The sequence below is a fragment of the Nocardiopsis sp. ATB16-24 genome (genome assembly GCF_030271535.1).
Taxonomy (GTDB): Bacteria; Actinomycetota; Actinomycetes; order Streptosporangiales; family Streptosporangiaceae; genus Nocardiopsis.
The window spans coordinates 235068-252966 of sequence record NZ_JASCXJ010000004.1 but is presented as its reverse complement, the minus strand read 5'-3'; the positions used below and the strand labels follow the sequence as shown (position 1 = coordinate 252966).

Below are 17899 nucleotides of genomic sequence, written 5' to 3'. Positions count from 1 at the left end.
GAAAGGGCGTACATGTCGTTACCCGGTCTCAGCCGGCCGCGCTCCCCTGAAGAGAGCCGAGGGCATCACCCCGCCAGGTGCCCTCCTCCGGCCAGATGACCGCCACCCCGAGGGCCCCGGCGAGCGCCGCGGCCGCCCATTCCTCCTTCGGGGCGGCCGACAGGACCAGACACACCCGGTCGGCGTCCAGGCCCTGGGACCAACGCCTCTCCAACGCCTCCGTCGCGGCTTCGCGCAAGCGCCCGTAACCGGTGTCCGCGTCGGGCAGGATCCGGTACAGCACCGACCCGTCGGTCGAGACGCGGAGCACGTCGCCACCCTCCGGTTCGATCGGGAGGAATCCCGCCTTGTACAGGTCCGCCATGAGACTGTGGCGCAGGAAACCGGCCGCGCTCTGGTCGTGCGGCTCTCTTCGCTGTTCGATCTCGGACAGGAACGACGCCAGGTGTTCGGCGGCGGGGTCTTGAGGACCGCCTTGTGCTGGAACCGGTGGGGTGTGCGCGCTCATCCGCTGTTCTTCCGTTCCCTCGTCGGTGATTCTCGCGCGGGCGCCTGAGGAGGCCCTTGGGGCGACCCCGGCCTGGTGTTGAAGCCAACTGCGTTCGGCGTGCACGGTGTGGTAGTCGAGCACGCGAGTCGCTGCGCGGTCCAGGGTCAGCCGGTAACCCTCCTGGTCCACACACCAGAGGCCGTCCACGCGCCGTGTCTGACGTCCTTGGGCGAGGAAGTCCGTGAGCATGGCGCGGATCTCGGCTTGGGCGTCCCACGCGTCCGCCCTGTGCAGGACCGCGAAGCGGGCACGTGCCGAGGCGTCGACGGTGATCTGCTCCGCTCGCACGCCTTCCTCCAGACGGGCGGTGGTGTCCGCTCCGGGGGGCGTCTCCAAGGCGGAGGACGACGGTTGCGGAAGCGGGGGCCGTTCGGTGCGATAGCCGTCGCATCCCGGTTCCCCGCACCATCCGTCCAGGGAGTTCGTGCGGTTGCCGCACCGCCTGCCGTCGGCGTGGTGACGTGTGCAGGCCCGTTCTCCGTATCCGTCCGGGGCGTCGGGGTCGAACAGGCTCTCGGGCAGCGTCTCGGCGTACAGGACCGACAGTGTCTGGGTGCATCGGGTCAGCGCCACGTAGAGCCGCCCGTGCCCTCCGGGCCCTGAGCGGGTGATCTGGCGAGGTTCCACCAGCACCACGTGGTCGAACTCCAGACCGCTGACGGCGGACGCGCCGAGGACACGGACGTGGTCACCGGTGAGCGTGGGGTCGGCGTCCAATGCGCGGGCGATCGTTTCCCGGTGGGGAGAGGCGTCGTCGACGATGACGGCCACGGAACGCTCTCGCGCCTGGGCCGACAGCTCGTGTACGCGCCTTCGTACACGATCGACCAGGTCCTCCCGCCCCACCCGGGTCATGGTCACTTCCCCGTCCCGGGGTGCGCGAAGGGTGGTGGGGAAGGTCGTCAGGTCGGAGGCGGCCACGGCGGCGGGGACGGCGGTGTGCATCACCTGGCTGGGAATCCGGTATCCGAGGGTGAGTTCCTGCTGTTCCCAACCGTTGGGCAGGTCCAGGTGTTCGGTCAGTGTCGACCAGTCCGGATAGCGGTGTGCTCCGGTGGACTGCGCCAGGTCGCCCAGGAGGGTGAAGGAGCCGTTCGGGCAGCGACGGGCCAGGGCGCGCAACTGCATGGGGGTGAGGTTCTGCGCTTCGTCGACGACGATGTGTCGATAGCGTTCGGGGGTCTGCCCGCTGAGCAGGATGCGTAGCTCTTCCAGGCAGGGTAGGTCCGCGCGGGTCCAGGACTCCTGACTGGCCGGTCCGACCGCACGTCGGTGCAGGGCCGAGCGCTCGCGGTCGGTGAGAAGGCCTTCGGACACCCGGGCCAGCAGTTCGGTGTCGTCCAGGAGGCGGCGGTACAGGCGGCTCTCGGAGATCTTGGGCCAGGTGGCGTTGACGGGGCCCGCCAGCGAGGCCGTGATGCGCTGACGCAGTATCCGGCCTTGTCCGCGAGGGCGGTAAGGGAGCTGGTCGATCATGTGGTCGGCGAGCAGGTCGGTGAAGCGCTCGCGGCGGACGTCCAAGGGCTCGTCCAGGTCCCGCGCCTGCTCGAAGAACCGCTGGACCTGAGAGGTGTCCGCGGCCAGGGTGTCCCCATCGATCCGGACCACGAGCCGACCCTGGTCGAGGAACTTGGTCCAGGCTCCCTCGTTCACCGTGTCGTGGACGGCCCGGCGCAGGACCTGCGCCATGCGGATGTCGGACTTGATCCGATCCTGTTCGGTGGTGTCGTGGCCGCCGATCCGTCCCGGACACAGGTCGTCCACGCGCAGCGAGCTCACGCCGCGGGTGCCCAGGGAGGGCAGCACTTCGCTGACGTAGTCGAGAAAGTGCCTGGTGGGTCCGACGACGAGCATGTGCTGCGGCGTGAAGTGGTCGTTGTCCAGTAGCCAGGTGACGCGGTGGAGGCCGATGGCGGTCTTGCCCGTACCGGGTCCACCCTGAACCACCAGTGCGCCCGGCCTGTCGTGGCAGACCAGGTCGAGTTGGTCGCGGTGGATGGTCTCGACGATGTCGCGCATCAGTCCGTCGCGAGAGCGGTCGAGCTCCTCGTGGAGGAAGGGGTCCTCGGGCATGCCCGATTCCTGTTCCCTCCGGGCCTTGACGATGGCGGCCACTCGTGCGGGAGAAGGCCTGCCGTCGGCCGCGCCACCGACGTCGCGGACGAGTTCGTCGTGGTAGTCGACCACCCGTTCCCCGCGGCAACGCAGGCGTCGGCGCAAGGTCACCACGCCCTGGTCGCTTCCACGTTCGCGCCGCCAGCGCACGGCCGCGGGGTTGGTCCACTTGACGACGAAGACGTCCCCGTTCTCGTCGCGCACGGTCTTGCGTCCGATGTAGAAGGTCTCGGCCTCGCCCTTCTCGCTCAGATCGACCCGTTGGACGACGAGTTGGCGGCCGTCGAGCCGATACTGTTCCGCCCAGCGGGTGAACTCCGTGTGCTGAGCCACTCCGTCCTTGGCACTGGCCGCGGCGTTCGACTCGGCGAGCCGTTCGGTCTGCGCGCGTTGCCTCTCCAGGCATCGGTGGGCCCGATCCACCGATGCCTGCTCTTGTTCGATGATCCGCGCTCGGGCCGTACTCCCCATGCTGGCCTCCTTCGGCGAGGAAGATGCGCCGTGCGGCGCCACTGGGGGTCGGCGCCGTGCGGGGTCGAGGACCAGGGAACACGCCGGTGGTGTCACGTGCGTCCACTGATCACAGGATTCCTTGTCCACACTACAGCATGTCGAGTGTGAATATTGCCAACCATGATAAGTGTTCCTGGCGAGACCCCCTCCTGCGGTCACCATCAGCCGCTTTCTTGACCACAAGAGAGGGTCTCGCCCGCCTGGGAGATCTCTTCGGTCACCGTGGCCCCACTTTTCCCCCGGCCGGAACCACATGGCCGTGTGCGGGCGTCGGTTCTTCAGAGGAGGCATCGTCGTCCTCGTCCGCTCCCCCACCTTCGGGAGCGCAGACATCACCACGTCCCCCACGACACAAGCGAGGTCTTCATCCGATGTCACCCCAGGAATCCGCTCCGACCTCTCACCACATCCTCCCGACCACGGTTCGGGGGCCGACGTGTGCGGCGCTCGTCAGGAGAGCACGAAGGAGGACAGCGGCCACGACGCTCATGGCGGTCGCGGTGGGCGCCGCCACCACCGCGTGCTCCGTGCCCGGCCCGGGGACCGGCGAGGTCGCCGTCGTCGGGGAGGATCCCCGCATCATCGTCCACGATTTCTCCGCGGGGCCGGACATGGCACTGACCCTGGAACTGGAGTACCTGCCGGACGAGGGCTGCCTTGTGGCCCACTCCGGTGACGAGGACGCCGAAGAGGGCGTCATGACGATGGCTCCACTGTGGCCCAAGGAGGTCTCACCGCTGAACGAGGGCGGCATGGTCGGGGTCACCGTCGCCTCGGTCGGTCCCATCGTCAGCGGGGACACCTTCACCGCGGGTGGTGCGCCCTGGGACCTTCCCGATGGTGGACAGGAGATCGACCTGCCGCGGGCGTGTCTGCCGGAAGGCGGATTCGTCCTGGTGAACGAGGACTCCCTCAGCAGGGACACCGCCTGACGTGTGGCCCGCCCCTGAGAACCTCCCGGAGACGTGGGTCCTGTCCTCCTGACGCTGTCGGCACCACCTGGGGTCGCTCGGACGGAGCCGTAGGCGCGATGCCTGTCGACGGCAGTGATCACGGGACAAGACCCGGCCGGGCCCTCGCAACGGGCCCGGCCGGGTGCGCCACGGAAACCCTTCCGCGCGCAAGGCCTTACACGGACGCCTCTATCCGGCCGAGCGCAGACGGCCGATGATGCCGTCGAGGTCGCGCAGGAAGAGGTCGTGGCGGACGAAGTGGCCGCCTTCGGGCTCGTGCGCCTCGTAGGGGATGCCGGCGTGGTCCAGGGCGGCGCGGAACTCGCGCTGGCCGGCGAGCACCTCTCCCTCGTTGATGCTGTCGAACCAGTTGATCGGGTCGGGACTCCTGCCCGCCACCATGAAGATGCGCTTGCCGCGGTAACGCTCGATGTTCTCCACCGGGTTGTCGGCGCTCACCCGAGCCTCGGCCCACGGCACGCCGTAGACCGTGCCGCCGCCGAGCTCGAAGAGCGCGGAGGTGGCGTTGGCCCAGTGGGTGACCGCGCCGAAGTTGCGGCGTATGCTGGCCGGCCCCGAGTGGGAGCTCACCGAGGCGAAGTGGCCGTAGTACTTGGCCGTGTACTTGAGCGCGCCGAAACCGCCCATGGAGAAGCCGGACACGGCGCGGCCGTCGAACTCGGCGTACGTCCGGAAGTTGGCATCGACCCAGGGGATGAGCTGGTTCAGGTGGAAGTTCTCCCAGTTGCGGGGGCCGACGTTGGTGCTGACCGGGTTGCTGTACCACCCACAGGGTCCTCCGTCTGGCATGACGATGATGATCTGTTTGCCCGCGGAGAGATGGCGGATGCCCTCCCGGTCCCAACTGATGAAGTCCTGGCCGGGGCCACCGCCGTGGAGCAGGTACAGGACGGGGTAGGTACGCCCGTCGTTGCGGTAGCCCTCGGGGACCAGGACGTTGACGCCGGGGTTCCAGGCGATCTCGTCGGTCGCGAAACGGTAGTACCACATACGGGGGTCGTGCTCGTTGCGCTCCACGATGTCCAGCCCGAACCGGGTGGGGGCCGCGGAGTCGGGGGAGAGCTCGTCGGCGTGGGCCGGGGAGGTGGCGGCGAGGAGGCCGCCGGAGGCGGCGGCCAGGCCGAGGGAGAGACCGCCGACGCTCTTGAGGAGGGATCGTCGGCTGGGGGGGTACGAACTCACGTTGTCTCCTGGAGGAAGCGGGGGTATCACTCGCCAGACGCCGGGTCGCTCTCGTACCCGGGATCCAGGCCGCGGAGACAGAACACGGCTTTTCTCGCAAGTGTGGTCACTCCGTCGTGATCACCGGCCTAGTGAAACAGAAAATTACCGACTTCGAAACCCCCGTGATCGCACATAACCAACATAGGGCCCCGGACCTCGGAAGAACGGGCCTACCGGAGCGCGGGGAGGAAAGGAGAACCTTCCACCGGTGACGCCTCCGGCCGCCCCGCCTCTGCTCGCTAACCGGTGAAGCCCGAGATACGCGTCTGCGGACGCCCGTGCCGGTACTCGCGCAGCAGCACCGCGCCGGGTACCGCCACGAACGTCCCCGCGGGCCCCACCTCCATTTCCGCCTGCGTTCGTCCGGTCACCTCTCTGGTCTCCACCTTCACCTCGGTCGGGATGCGCGCGGTGGGTTCGCCCGTCCCGTCCCAGTCCAGGACCACCAGGTGGGGGTCGTCGGGGTCGGTCCAGTCCAGGCGGACGAGCGCGTCCTCCAAGGGCAGCAGCCCGTCGGCCTGGACGATCTTCGCGGGCACGGCCGCGCGCGCCCGTCCCGAGAAGTCGCGGAGCTCGTACCGGCCCCACTGTTCACCGTGCCTGGACAGTCCCGCTCCCGCGAGTGCCACGTATCCGTCGGACAGCACCCGCACGACGAAGTCGCTCTCCGTCGTGGCCATGAGGTGGGGAAGTTCGTCGGAGATCACCTCTCCGGCCACCGTGTCGATGACCAGGGTCCCCCTGTGCGGGGCGAGGTTCTGCCGCACGGCCACGCCGTCGAGCACCGCGAAGTGTCCGCCGTTGCCGGGGTTGTTCTCGTGGTGCTCGACCGTGAAGTCCTCCCCCGTCCTCAGACGCCAGAGCTCCTCGCCGTCGTTGGCGTCCAGGGCGACCAACTCCGACACCCCCGCGTCCTCGGCGGGATCGTCGGAACCCTTCGGCTCACCGCAGCCGTGCAGGAGCACCACGCCTCCAGGGAAGGCGAATCCGCCCTCGATCCTCGGCGGACTGATGCCCTCGTCGCACGCCCGGACCTCGGTGTGCCACCCCCGATCGTCGCCGTCGAACGCCCATGGGTCGAGGGTGACGTCGATGGCACCGATCTCCTGGGGTCGCGCGGACACCAGTCCGGCGTCCACCACCAGTCCCGCGGGGCCGTCGATCGCCAGGCGCGTGGGGCCGATCGTCCGCGGTCCGGGCTCGTACTCGTACACTCCGATCTCGGCTCCTGTAGCGGAGTCCAGCAGCACCACCGCTTCGTCGGCCACCACCGCCACCCTCCGCCGGTCCGGGGTGGGGGCGACGTCGGTGCGGATCCCGTGCTCCTGGAAGCGGAAGCTCCACACGGTCTCCCCGGTGGCGGTGTCCAGGCCGGCCACCCCGTCGTCCATGTGCACCACCGCGCCCGTGGGCACGGGGAGGATCCGCTGGATGTCGGAGCCTCCGGGAGACTTCCAGACCCAGGCGTGCGCGTCGACGGTCGTGGGAACGGCGGCTTCTTCGAGGGTCCGGTCCGCCGTCATGTGGAGGACCGGAAGACCGGCGACCTCGCGACGCTCTCCTTGGGCGAAGGGCCACGTGCATCCGGACACCAAGGCGAGGGCGAGCACGGCGGCGACCGCGCCGCCGTGGCGGACGGGCGGCATGGAACCGGTGAGGGGGACAGTACTGGACAAGGGGAACCTCCTGGGGTGTGAGACCCCTGAAGCGCCCGTCCTGTTCCACCTGATGCGGGGAAACGGCCTCAGCGTCCGAGCCGGTGGGGCACCGACGGCGACGTCGCTCCCCTGAAGCGGCCACGACCGAGGATCACGCGCACCTTCGTCCGAGCCTGGACCAGGGGCGTCAGGAGGGGGAGCCGCCCGGCCCGATCCGGCCCCTCCCCTCCTCCCCGCTCTCCGGCAGGGGTCGGTCGTCCTGTGCGGGACCTTCGGAGGTCAGCATCCACCGTGCGGCGTCGGCACGGAATCGGTCCCGCAGTCCGGGATCCTCGACCGTGTCGATGAAGGTGGTCACCTTCTTCCACCGGGCGTCCTCGTCGATCTGCTGCTCGATGCGGTCGATACGCGCTTCGAGGGCGGCGTCGGTCTGACGCACGTGCCCCTTCAGCCACCATCCGATCACCGCGAACGGTGCGCCGAACAGACTCACCAGCAGGGGCATCGCCTCCGCCCTCACCAACGCCACGATCAGGCCGGCGGCGACGATGGCGACCCCGATCACGATGAAGAGGATGCTGACCCAGAAGTTCACCTCGACATGTCTGGACTTCTGGTTCAGGACACGGAGATAGATGTCCTCCCGTTGCGAGCCCAGGTTTTCGCTCCTTCCCGGAGCGACCTGGGGCCTTGCGGTGACAGGCTCCTGTTTCGGGGACCCGACGAAGAAGGTCACGTTTCCGGAGGCGTTGCCGACATTGATGGCGCCTCCCTCGACGTCCGTGAAACGCACGTGCGTCTTCTCGTCGCCCTTGTGCTCGTCGTTCTGCTCGGGGAGTTCGTCATCCGGTCGGTCTGTGGTGTCCACCATGGGGGTCCCCTGCTGCCGCTGAATCCGTGCCGGTGCGCTTCAGAGTAGCCCCGCCGGGTGAGGCGGGCGAGCCGTCTTCTCGGACAGTCGGGCAGGGCCCGAGGGCGCCATGCCCGCGGATGTTCGGGGGTGCGTCCGCGTCCGCCCGGCCGTCACCGACGGCGCGTCCTCGGTGGACCCCCGCCCGCCCTTCGTCGAGCCGGCTCGACGACGCGGGAAGACGACTCGCGTGCCCGTGACCCAGAAACTACGGAGAGTGAGAATATGCTGACAGAGGTCCCTGGGTGAACTTCTGCGCTCCTTCGGGCCTGATACCGACCGACGAAGGAGATCCACGATGGCTCGCCGCGACATCGACTTCGACGCCGAGGGCGTCACCCTACGCGGATGGTTCTATTCCGCCGAGGGCTCGGATGCGGCCCGCCCGACCATCGTCATGGCCCACGGGTATTCGGCCGTCAAGGAGATGTACCTGGACCGATACGCCGAGGTGTTCGCCTCGGCGGGACTGAACGCGTTGGTCTTCGACAACCGCAACTTCGGTGCCAGCGACGGCGAGCCACGCCAGGAGATCGACCCGTGGCAGCAGGTGCGCGACTACCGGCACGCGATCACCTACGCCTCCACCCTTCCCGAGGTCGACGCCGGCCACATCGGTGTGTGGGGCAGCAGCTACTCCGGTGGCCACGTGCTCGTGGTCTCCGCCCTCGATCGCCGTGTGAAGGCCGTCGTGAGCCAGGGGGCGTTGGTCCACGGGTACCACAACCTCCGCCGACTCGTGCGACCGGACTTCCTCGACGGCTTCCGGGAGCAGTTCGACGCCGACCGTCTGGCCCGGCTCAACGGTGAGCCACCGGCGATGGTCCCCGTCGTCGACGAGGATCCCCTCGCCCCCTCCGCGCTACCTACCCCGGACTCCTACCGATGGTTCACCGAGAGCCACAGGACCATGGCGCCGTCCTGGCGCAACGAGGTGACCCTGCGCAGCGTGGAGATGCTCGGCGAGTACATACCGGCCTCCTACATCGAGTACATCAGCCCCACACCGCTGCTGATGCTTCCCGCCGCCCATGACGTGCTCACCCCGACCGACCTGGCGATCTCCGCCTACCAGAGGGCACGCGAGCCCAAGCGGATCGAGATCCTGCCCGGTGGCCACTTCGACATCTACACCACGGGGTTCGAGCGGTCGAGCTCGCTCGCACGTGACTGGTTCCTCCAGCATCTGGCCCCGTAGCGCACCCACGGCCGTTCGCACCGAAAGGACATCTCTGTTGGGAAACCGTCTGGAAGACAAGATCATCGTCGTCACCGGGGCGAGTTCCGGGCTCGGCCGCGGTATCGCCAAGGCATGCGCGAAAGAAGGCGCCAAGGTGGTGGTCAGCGACATCCGTGAGGAGCCCACCGCGGGTGGTTTCGAGGACGACGCGGCACTGACCACGGTCCAGTCGATCCGGGATTCGGGCGGCGAAGCCGTTTTCGTCCGGTGCGACGTCACCAGGTCCGACCAGGTCGCTCACCTGATCGCCGAAGCCGTGAAGACCTTCGGACGCCTGGACGTGATGGTCAACAACGCCGGTATCTTCCGCGCAGGCAAACGGATGCACGAGTTCGGCGAAGCCGATCTCGACGTGTGCTTCGAGGTCAACGCCAAGGGCACGTTCTTCGGCTCCCAGGAGGCGGTCAAACAGTTCCTCGCCCAGGGCGACGGCGGCAACATCATCAACATCGTCTCCACCGCCGGGCTTCAGGGCCACCCGAACCAGTCGGTGTACAACATCTCCAAGGGTGCCCAGGCGAACCTGACCCGGTGCTTGGCCATCGAGTACGGAAAGGACCAGATCCGGGTCAACGGCATCTGTCCGACCTACGCCAAGACCGCGCTGACACGCGAGTTGTTCAACGACGAGGACTTCGACAGCTCCTTCACCGAGTCCATCCCGCTCAAGCGGTGGGGGGAAGTCGAGGACGTCGCGAATCTGGCGGTGTTCCTGGCCTCGGACGAATCGGGATACATCCACGGAGACCTGATCAAGGTCGACGGCGGAGAGACCCTCAGCCGCTACTCCGTCTGACCGTTGTCCGGCCTGTGTGCGGCGGTGCCGGAACCGGTGCCGCCGCACACAGGTCCTCCTCGCCTATTCATGTCGTTCTTCTCAACCGGCCGACTCGACCGGGCGCGGAGTGCTGCCCTCCAGGTGGGAGAGCCCTCGGCGCACAGGAAACCTCCCGCTGGATACCCTCCGCCATCGGCGGACCGGGCCCGGCCACGCACGAGGCGAGAGGCCGGGCCCGGCACATGCGGTGATGGGGCGTCAGCAGTTCGGAATCACGTTGCCGTTGTTGTCACGCGCTTCGTCATTGCCCCAGCGCGACAACCAGTACGCGGAGACGTACGCCCCGCGCCCGTTCTTGCCCGCGTAGGTGGTGTCGAGATCGGTCTTCAGCCACCAGTGGTTGTAGGTGCCGTTCGCGCCGCGGATCTGCTGGCCCCACACCTTGCAGTACACGTAGTGGGTGCCCGCGTACAGCAGACCTTGCGGGTCGTTGGTGTTGGCCTGCGCGTAGCCCGTGGCGGTGGTGAAGGTGTCGACCCAGTACCTGTTGGTGCTACAGCCGTTGTCGCTGGTCAGGTGGTGGCTTCCGTACGAACCGGGGTAGGCCAACGCGATGCCGTTGATGCGGATGTTCTGGCCGACGCCGTTGTGGAGCTGCTCGTAGTGGATGTGCGCGCCGAAACTGTTGCCAGTGTTGCCGGTGGTACCGATCTGCTGCCCCTGCCCGACCCACGCGCCGTTGGCGACGGAGAAGGCGTTCAGGTGGAAGTAGTAGGTCTGCCAGCCACCGCCATGGTCGATGACGATGTAGTTGCCCGCACCGCCCGCCTGGTAGTGCCGGGTGGCGGTCCCGGCGGCCGAGGCGACGACGGGTGCGCCGTTCGTTGCGCCGCCGTCGCTGCGGACGAAGTCCAAAGCGCGGCGGACCTCGGCCGAGTGATGGCTGTACGTCCATTTCTGGCCACAGGGGAACGGAGCCTTGAAAAGGGGCGCGGCGTGAGCGGGGGTCGCCACGAGCAGGCTGCCCACCAGGGCGATGAGGGTCAGAAGGGCTATGCGCATCGATCGCATACTCTCTCCGAACTACGAAGTGCGTGGGGGTGGGTGTCCGCATGCGCGGACCGCCCCAGAGTGCCCCATGGTGATGCGCCCGCGATAGCCTCCTTGAGGAAATACCTCATGACGCACTCCGTCGTCGCAGGCCTCCGACACAGGGGTTTCTTCGGAGAAGAGAACGAGAGAACCAGAAAAAGCTCACAAAAGCGAAGAGTGCATATATTGAGGCTTTTTCTCCTGGCGCCAGAGGTTCTTTGCCGTCCGAAAAGAAGCCGGGAGGCCGACAAGGGGCTGTGACCTGAGCGTTCAGGAGAAAAGGTCCACCAACGCTCCCCCTGCTTGAGAGATCGCCCCTGTCCAGAAGTCAGCCGACGGGAACAGCGCTCGCCGCCTTCCACTCCTCGATCGGACGCCCGCTCGTCGAGGACCGAACGCGGCGGTCCCGCTCCTTCGCACACGAGCCATCGGATGTCCGCACCGGCCGAGTCCCCCGCTCGATCGCCACCCCCGGTGCGTCTTCGGGGGTCCTCACCTTGAGGACGCCCTCACCCGCCTACGCGACCCCGGGTCGGTGTCCGTGTCACTCACGTCACGCGGGCACGCCAGGAGACCCGACAGGAGGCCGGGACGGCAAGAACAACCGGGAAGGGGCACCCTCCACGGAGACGGAAAAGGGGGGTGGCATCGCGCTCGCGGAGGTACGTGTCCGTGTTAAGCTTCAGAGCTCTTATGTCAACTTTGGAAGCTACACACAAAAAGCCCAATGTAAGGATGATAACAAGCTGATGGAGTTCCGTCAAACCGACGCTCAGGACGCGGCGTCGGCCACCATGGCTGTGGAGCAGGCACGCGTCAGCGCGATGTACGAACGGCTGGACACCCTGCGCGAGAGCACCGCCCACCGGCTCGCCGCGGCCCACCTCCAGGAGCGTGGAGGCTTCGCGGCCATCGTGGAGCGTGAGACGCGCTCGTATGAGCAGGCACGTCGCCAGGCCCAGCTGGCCTCGGTCGAGGAGGGCCTGTGCTTCGGCCGGATCGACCTCGTCCACGGGAACGGGGACGGGGACGATGGGCGGGAGACCGAGACACGCTACGTGGGCCGGATCGGCCTGCGCGACACCGAGCACGAGACCATCCTCGTGGACTGGCGGGCCCCGGCCGCCCGACCGTTCTACGCCGCCACCCCCGGCGACCCGCACGGACTCACCCGGCGCCGCCACCTGCGAGTACGCCGCCGCAAGGTCATCGGACTCGACGACGAGGTCTTCGACCCCGAGGGTCTGACCGAGACCGACCGTCGCCAACTGGTCGGGGAGGCCGCCCTGTTGGCGTCGCTGCGTCGGGAGCGGACCGGCCGGATGGGCGACATCGTGGCCACCATCCAGGAGGAGCAGGACCGGGTCATCCGCGCCCGACTGGCCGGGGTGCTCGTGGTCCAGGGAGGTCCGGGCACCGGCAAGACCGTCGCGGCCCTGCACCGGGCCGCCTATCTGCTCTACACCCACCGCGACGTGCTGGAGCGGCGCGGGGTGCTGGTGGTGGGCCCCAACCCGGCGTTCCTGCGTTATGTGAGCGACGTGCTGCCCTCCCTCGGGGAGACCGACGTGGTCATGCGCACGGTCGGAGGACTGTTCCCGGGGGTGGAGGCCCACACCCACGACCCGCACGCTGTCGCCGAGGTCAAGGGCGCGCCCAGGATGGTCGACCTGGTACGTGAGGCCGTGGCCGACCGTCGGCGTACGCCCGCCGAGGCGTTCGGGGTCCCGGATCTGACCGTGGAGACCGACGCGGGACCGCTCACCGTGCCCGAGGCGCGGTGCGAGCAGGTGCTGCGCACCGCGTGGGGCCTGCGTCTGCCGCACAACGCCGCACGCAAGTACGTGGTGAACACCCTGCTGGCGGAGCTGGCCCGGGCCGAGGGCGAGTCGTTGGGGCGTCCGGTGGACGAGGAGGACCTTCCCTTCGTCGGGGAGCGGCTCTGGCACGAGGACCCGGTGCGCGAGGCCGTCGACGCCATGTGGCCGTACCTGAGCCCGCGACGGCTGTTGCGCGAACTGTTCGCCGACGCCGAGGCGTTGGCACGGGTCTGCGCGAGGGCGGGCCTGGACTCGGGCGCGTGCGCCGCTCTGGCCCGTCCCTCGGGGTCACCGTGGACGGTGGAGGACGTGCCGCTCCTGGACGAGGCCGCCGAACTGTTGGGGCACGACGACAGTGCCGAGCGTGCGCGGGCACGCCGGACCGAGGCCGCGCGGGCCGAGGAGGAGCGCTACGCCCAGGGCGTCCTGGAGTTCACCGGTCTGGCGGAGGAGCCGATGATGGACGCCGCGGCGTTGGCCGCCCGACACCGTGACACCGGCCCCGTCCTCACCACGGCCGAGCGCGCCTCCGCGGATCGGCGGTGGACGTACGGGCACGTGATCGTGGACGAGGCCCAGGAGCTGTCACCGATGGCGTGGCGTGCGGTGATGCGGCGGGTGCCGACCCGGTCGTTGACCGTGGTGGGGGACCTGGCGCAGACCGGCAGCGCCTGGGGGGCGCGGTCGTGGTCGGAGGCTCTGGGGCCGTACGTGCGCGAGGGTGTGCACGTGGAACGGCTGGTGGTGAACTACCGCACCCCCGCTCCCATCATGGCGGTGGCCGCCGAGGTGCTGCGCGAGGCCGCACCGGACCAGGAGGTGCCCGAGTCGGTGCGCGAGGAGGGGGATCCGCCGCGCGCGATGCGACTGTCGTCCGTGGCCAAGGACCTGCCCCTCCTGGTGAAGGAGGAGGCCGAGACGATCGGTGCCGGTCGGCTCGCGGTGATCACCGCCGACCGGCTCGTGGAGGAGGTGGCGTCGGCGTTGCCGAAGGCCGCCCGGCCCTCTGGAGGCGAAAGGGGGGTGAACGCCCTTGAGGAGACGGTGGTGGTGTTGACCGCGACCGAGGCCAAGGGGTTGGAGTTCGACGCGGTGGTGGTCGTGGAGCCGGACGCGGTGCTGGCCCAGCCGCGCGGCGCCAACGACCTGTACGTGGCGGTCACCCGCGCCACCCGCCGTTTGACGGTCGCCCACACCGGTCCGTTGCCGGGGCCGCTGGAGCGCCTGGCCGGCGGGTGAGAGGGGACGGCGGGGCGCCGCACCGGTGTGGTGCGCCCCGCCGCCTCGCCGAGGCCGGGCGGGTGCGGCGGCCACGACTTCGACACGCCGGGGGTCTCACCGTCGTGGGCCTGCCCTGTGTCACTCGTGGCCGCTGCCCTGGTGTTCGCGTACGTTCCACCCCATGGAATCGTTGGACATCACGGCGGCGGGCACGGGGCAGGGATCCTCTCCCTGCTGTGCTCCGTCCGGCTCGGCCACGGCCGGGCCGCACCGACCGGCGGTCGCCACCGCGCGACGCAGTACCCGGGGTCAGGTGAGACTGCCCGGTGGCGTCTTCATGATGGGCGACCACTTCGACGAGGGCTACCCCCTGGACGGGGAGACCCCGGTCCACCAGGTGCGGCTACGACCGTTCCACATCGACGCCACCACGGTCACCAACGCCGCCTTCGCCACGTTCGTCAAGGCCACCGGTCACGTCACGGAGGCCGAGCGTCTCGGCGTCTCCGCGGTGTTCCACTCGGCGTTCCACGGTGATCGGCGTGACGTGGTCGGCGCCGCGGACGGCGCCCCCTGGTGGCTGGCGGTCCGCGGCGCCTGCTGGCGTCGCCCCGAGGGGCCGGGATCGGGTATCGGCGACCGCCAGAACCACCCCGTCGTCCATGTCTCCTGGTACGACGCCCTGGCCTATTGCGCCTGGGCGGGCAAACGACTGCCCACGGAGGCGGAGTGGGAGTACGCCGCGCGCGGAGGGCTCCAGGGACGGCGCTTCGCGTGGGGGGACGACCTCCTCCCCCGCCGCAGGTGGATGCTCAACATCTGGCAGGGCGCGTTCCCGACGCACAACAGCGCCGAGGACGGATTCCTCACCACCGCACCGGTCAAGACGTTCCGTCCGAACGGACACGGGTTGTGGCAGATGGCGGGCAACGTCTGGGAGTGGTGTGCGGACTGGTTCTGCCCGGAGTACTACCGGAACTCTCCGACCATGGACCCGGCGGGTCCGGAGACGGGCGACCAGCGGGTCATGCGTGGTGGCTCCTATCTGTGCCATCACTCCTACTGCCACCGCTACCGTGTGGCCGCGCGTTCGTCGAACACTCCGGAGTCCACCTCGGGCAACCTCGGGTTCCGGTGCGCCAACGACGCGGTCGCCGTTTCCGGGGCCTCGGGGCGCTGATCCCGCGCGGGACGGCCACCGGTCGGGTCGGTCTCCCTCACAGGAGCCGACCCAGGAGAGCGCCGAGCAGGTCCACGGTGCCCGTGCCGAAGCGCGCACCGGCCTCCAGTCCGGTGGCCAGGAAGGCGGCCAGTATCACCAGGGCCAGGACCCGAGCGGGCCGACGGCGGGTGCGGCGCCCGGCGGGGGCGTCGTCGTCCCTGCCTCTTCCCTCCAACCAGGAGCGGTCCAGGCGGGCGACCTCGCGGCGTAGCTCCTGGACCTCGGTGTGGTAGTGGTCGCGTTCCTCGCGGACCCGCTGGAGTTCGGCCCGTTCGGCGCGGACGGCGGCGCGGGCGTCGACGATGTCGACGCGCGCGCCCTCGGGTCCGTGCCTGGAGTGCCAGCGTTCCAGTCTGGACAGGGGCAGGTCCGCGTACTGGGTCGGCCAGTTGTCCTCGGGGTCGGTGTCCGTGGAGATCTCGTCGATCCCCGGCTCCGTCTCGGTCGCGTAGTCCGGTGACGGGTTCGCCGAAGCGCCCGAGGCGACCGCGTCGTCGGTCACGGGGTCGGGAACGACGGGCAGGGGCGGTGCGTCGGCGGGTGTGCGGTCCTCGGGGCCGTCGGTGAGTTCGGGGCTCGTGGGGGGTTCGGTGTCCTTCCGTTCCTGAGGGAGGGGTGGGGTGTCCGGTCGGGTGGTGGGGACGCCCCCGTCGGGGGTTCGGGGTGGTTCCTGGGGAGCGAGCGCCTCCGGTGGCGGTGTCGTGTCCCCACCGACGGCTCCGCCCGTTCCGAAGACGTCCTGGGAGGGGGCGGGCGGGGCTTCGTCGCCAAGGTCCCGCGGGTCCTGGTCGGGGGTCGTGGAGGTCTCGGGGGTCGCCTGCGATCCGGGGGACCTACGGGGCCCGTGCGGCTCGGGCGCCGAGAAGATCCGGGGCGGCGCGATGCGCGGGCGCACGGCGAGCGGTTCCTCGGGTTCCGCGGGGTCGGTCGTCTCCGGCGGCGGTTCGGGGTCCGACCCCGGCCACAGCGCCTCGTTGTCCCGCCCGTCCGTCTCGTCCTGGGAGCGCGTCGGGTGGGGCGGGGCGTCGCCGCGGCCGTCGTGCTCCTTCGTCCCGTGGCCTTCGGCCTGGTCCAGAAGTCCCTTCAGCGAAGGCTGACCCCCCGGCACCGCTCCGGCCGGCAGGTATCGTCCGCTCCACCCCAGGGCGGTGCGGCCCGGCAGGGGGCGCGGTTCGACCGGTGGCAGCGGCCCGGTCTCCTCCTCCCCCGGCATCTCGGCTTCGGGCAGGTCGGGCAGAGAGTCGGGGGGATCCTCGTCCGGCGGCCTTTCGAGGAGGGGGGCCTTGGCGGCTCCGTCGGCGGTGGGCCGGGGCCTGGGGTCGAGCCAGTCGCGGAGCAGGTCGCGCCGGTCGGCGAAGGTGGGGGCCTCGGGTACGCCGCGTTCGCGCAGATGGGCGGCGAGCGCGTCTCCGCCCTCCTCGCGCAGCACGGCCACGAGCCTCTCCGCGACCCCGCGGTAGTCGGGTGCCGGAGGGAGGAGGAAGGGCGTGTGCGTGTCGGGGGCGGGTGGGCCGAAGGTCAGGTGTTGTCCTTCGGCGGCGCCCAGCACCGGGTCGTAGGTGGAGAAGGACCAGCTCCATCCGGCCGCGGGGATGGCGCGGGGCGGGGTGAGGACCTCGTACAGCGTCCGGTGCACGCCCCACAGGAAGCGCAGTTGGACCGCCCGCCACAGGTCTGCCAGCTCCGGTTCCAGGGCGATGTGGATCGGCTGGTCGGGGCGGTACAGGGCGGCGGCCACCGCGCCGACCAGGATCGGTTCGTCGCCCACGGTGACCTCGGCGGCGCGACGGTCGCGGGTGCGCACGGCTCCGGGGGTGGCCGTGCGCTCCCAGGGTTGGGGAAGGGGGAGGGGGTCCATGGTCGCCCAGCCGGGCTTGGGCGGTCGGCCGGCGGCGGGGCGGGTGTGGGGGTTCTCGTGGAGGGACAACACGTGTGGAAGGGTGAGCGCGTAGGTCGGTCCCACGATGGCCAGGGCGTGTGCGGATCGGACGTCGCCGGGCCAGCGGTAGACCAGGGCGGCCCGGCCGTCGGGGTAGGCACGGGCCCAGAGGCTCTCGGGGTGGTCGCTCGGGCCGTCGGCGGACGGGGCTGACCGGTGGTCGGCGGTGAGCGCGGGGATGAGGCGGTCGCGCCAGGAACGCAGGACGGGCTGCTCCGCTTCCTTGAAGGAGGAGGCGGCCGGCCCCGGGCCGACACGGCCGAGGAGGGTGGGCTCGGCCCAGGCGAAGTGGATCTGGTGGTACGTGCTGTCCGGCAAGTCGCCCCTCCCACGGGTTCGCGGACCGAGGCGCGCGGCTCCCGCCGCCGCCACTAGGCAAAGTATCCGGCCAAGGGACGATAAAAACAGCGGAAAGCCATGTATCGGGTGTTATGAGTGCTTCGTCCCGCACGTACTGACCAGTACCGGCCATTCCGGCGTGCTCCTTCCCAGGGCCCCCGCGTCGGCCGCGTGGGAGGCGGGACCGTGAGCGGCCCCGTGCACGACCGGTCCCTTCCCCGTCGGACACCTCCACCGGCCCTCATCGACTTCCCAGGCGGTGGCCTCACTCGCCTCGGGCTCCGTACCGGGAACGGCGGACCGC

11 protein-coding genes are annotated in these 17899 nt (G+C 69.7%); 5 read left to right on the top strand and 6 right to left on the bottom strand.

The window, feature by feature from the left end; all coding sequences use genetic code 11:
- Positions 1–28: 28 nt before the first annotated feature.
- Complete coding sequence (locus tag PFX91_RS07335; RefSeq protein ID WP_285730384.1) at positions 29–3136, bottom strand: HelD family protein; 3108 nt, start codon at positions 3134–3136, stop codon at positions 29–31.
- Between the two features lie 530 nt (positions 3137–3666).
- On the opposite strand from PFX91_RS07335, the gene PFX91_RS07330 reads away from it, so the two are divergent.
- The gene (locus tag PFX91_RS07330) at positions 3667–4110 is read left to right on the top strand and encodes a hypothetical protein (protein WP_285730383.1); all 444 of its coding nucleotides are present in this window, start codon (positions 3667–3669) and stop codon (positions 4108–4110) included.
- Between the two features lie 210 nt (positions 4111–4320).
- Here the strand turns inward: PFX91_RS07330 and PFX91_RS07325 are convergent, their stop codons facing one another.
- From PFX91_RS07325 to PFX91_RS07315, 3 genes are all read right to left on the bottom strand, one after another.
- A complete protein-coding gene (locus PFX91_RS07325; RefSeq protein ID WP_285730382.1) occupies positions 4321–5334 on the bottom strand; it encodes an alpha/beta hydrolase in 1014 nt (337 codons plus the stop codon).
- Between the two features lie 281 nt (positions 5335–5615).
- The gene (locus tag PFX91_RS07320) at positions 5616–7052 is read right to left on the bottom strand and encodes an outer membrane protein assembly factor BamB family protein (RefSeq protein ID WP_285730381.1); all 1437 of its coding nucleotides are present in this window, start codon (positions 7050–7052) and stop codon (positions 5616–5618) included.
- 169 nt (positions 7053–7221) lie between these two features.
- Positions 7222–7905, bottom strand: coding sequence for a hypothetical protein (locus PFX91_RS07315; protein ID WP_285730380.1), 684 nt, complete (start codon positions 7903–7905; stop codon positions 7222–7224).
- Positions 7906–8242: 337 nt separating this feature from the next.
- On the opposite strand from PFX91_RS07315, the gene PFX91_RS07310 reads away from it, so the two are divergent.
- Complete coding sequence (locus PFX91_RS07310) at positions 8243–9142, top strand: alpha/beta hydrolase (protein WP_285730379.1); 900 nt, start codon at positions 8243–8245, stop codon at positions 9140–9142.
- Between the two features lie 37 nt (positions 9143–9179).
- The gene (locus tag PFX91_RS07305) at positions 9180–9980 is read left to right on the top strand and encodes an SDR family NAD(P)-dependent oxidoreductase (protein WP_285730378.1); all 801 of its coding nucleotides are present in this window, start codon (positions 9180–9182) and stop codon (positions 9978–9980) included.
- Between the two features lie 240 nt (positions 9981–10220).
- Here PFX91_RS07305 and PFX91_RS07300 read toward each other — a convergent pair whose 3' ends face one another.
- A complete protein-coding gene (locus tag PFX91_RS07300) occupies positions 10221–11024 on the bottom strand; it encodes a M23 family metallopeptidase (RefSeq protein WP_285730377.1) in 804 nt (267 codons plus the stop codon).
- 779 nt (positions 11025–11803) lie between these two features.
- Here PFX91_RS07300 and PFX91_RS07295 point away from each other — a divergent pair.
- Together PFX91_RS07295 and PFX91_RS07290 are read left to right on the top strand one after the other, a co-directional pair.
- The gene (locus tag PFX91_RS07295; protein WP_285730376.1) at positions 11804–14113 is read left to right on the top strand and encodes a HelD family protein; all 2310 of its coding nucleotides are present in this window, start codon (positions 11804–11806) and stop codon (positions 14111–14113) included.
- 163 nt (positions 14114–14276) lie between these two features.
- Positions 14277–15275, top strand: a complete 999-nt coding sequence (locus tag PFX91_RS07290; RefSeq protein WP_285730375.1) for a formylglycine-generating enzyme family protein — start codon at positions 14277–14279, stop codon at positions 15273–15275.
- 37 nt (positions 15276–15312) lie between these two features.
- Here PFX91_RS07290 and PFX91_RS07285 read toward each other — a convergent pair whose 3' ends face one another.
- Positions 15313–17574: a hypothetical protein gene (locus tag PFX91_RS07285; RefSeq protein WP_285730374.1), complete on the bottom strand. Its 2262-nt coding sequence runs from the start codon at positions 17572–17574 to the stop codon at positions 15313–15315.
- Between the last annotated feature and the right edge of the window lie 325 nt (positions 17575–17899).

Bases quoted from the DNA above. Each gene is read 5' to 3' on its own strand.
- PFX91_RS07310 (WP_285730379.1), top strand. From the start codon at position 8,243: ATGGCTCGCCGCGACATCGACTTCGACGCCGAGGGCGTCACCCTACGC.
- PFX91_RS07290 (WP_285730375.1), top strand. From the start codon at position 14,277: ATGGAATCGTTGGACATCACGGCGGCGGGCACGGGGCAGGGATCCTCT.
- PFX91_RS07335 (WP_285730384.1), bottom strand. From the start codon at position 3,136: ATGGGGAGTACGGCCCGAGCGCGGATCATCGAACAAGAGCAGGCATCG.
- PFX91_RS07295 (WP_285730376.1), top strand. From the start codon at position 11,804: ATGGAGTTCCGTCAAACCGACGCTCAGGACGCGGCGTCGGCCACCATG.
- PFX91_RS07300 (WP_285730377.1), bottom strand. From the start codon at position 11,024: ATGCGCATAGCCCTTCTGACCCTCATCGCCCTGGTGGGCAGCCTGCTC.
- PFX91_RS07315 (WP_285730380.1), bottom strand. From the start codon at position 7,905: ATGGTGGACACCACAGACCGACCGGATGACGAACTCCCCGAGCAGAAC.
- PFX91_RS07330 (WP_285730383.1), top strand. From the start codon at position 3,667: ATGGCGGTCGCGGTGGGCGCCGCCACCACCGCGTGCTCCGTGCCCGGC.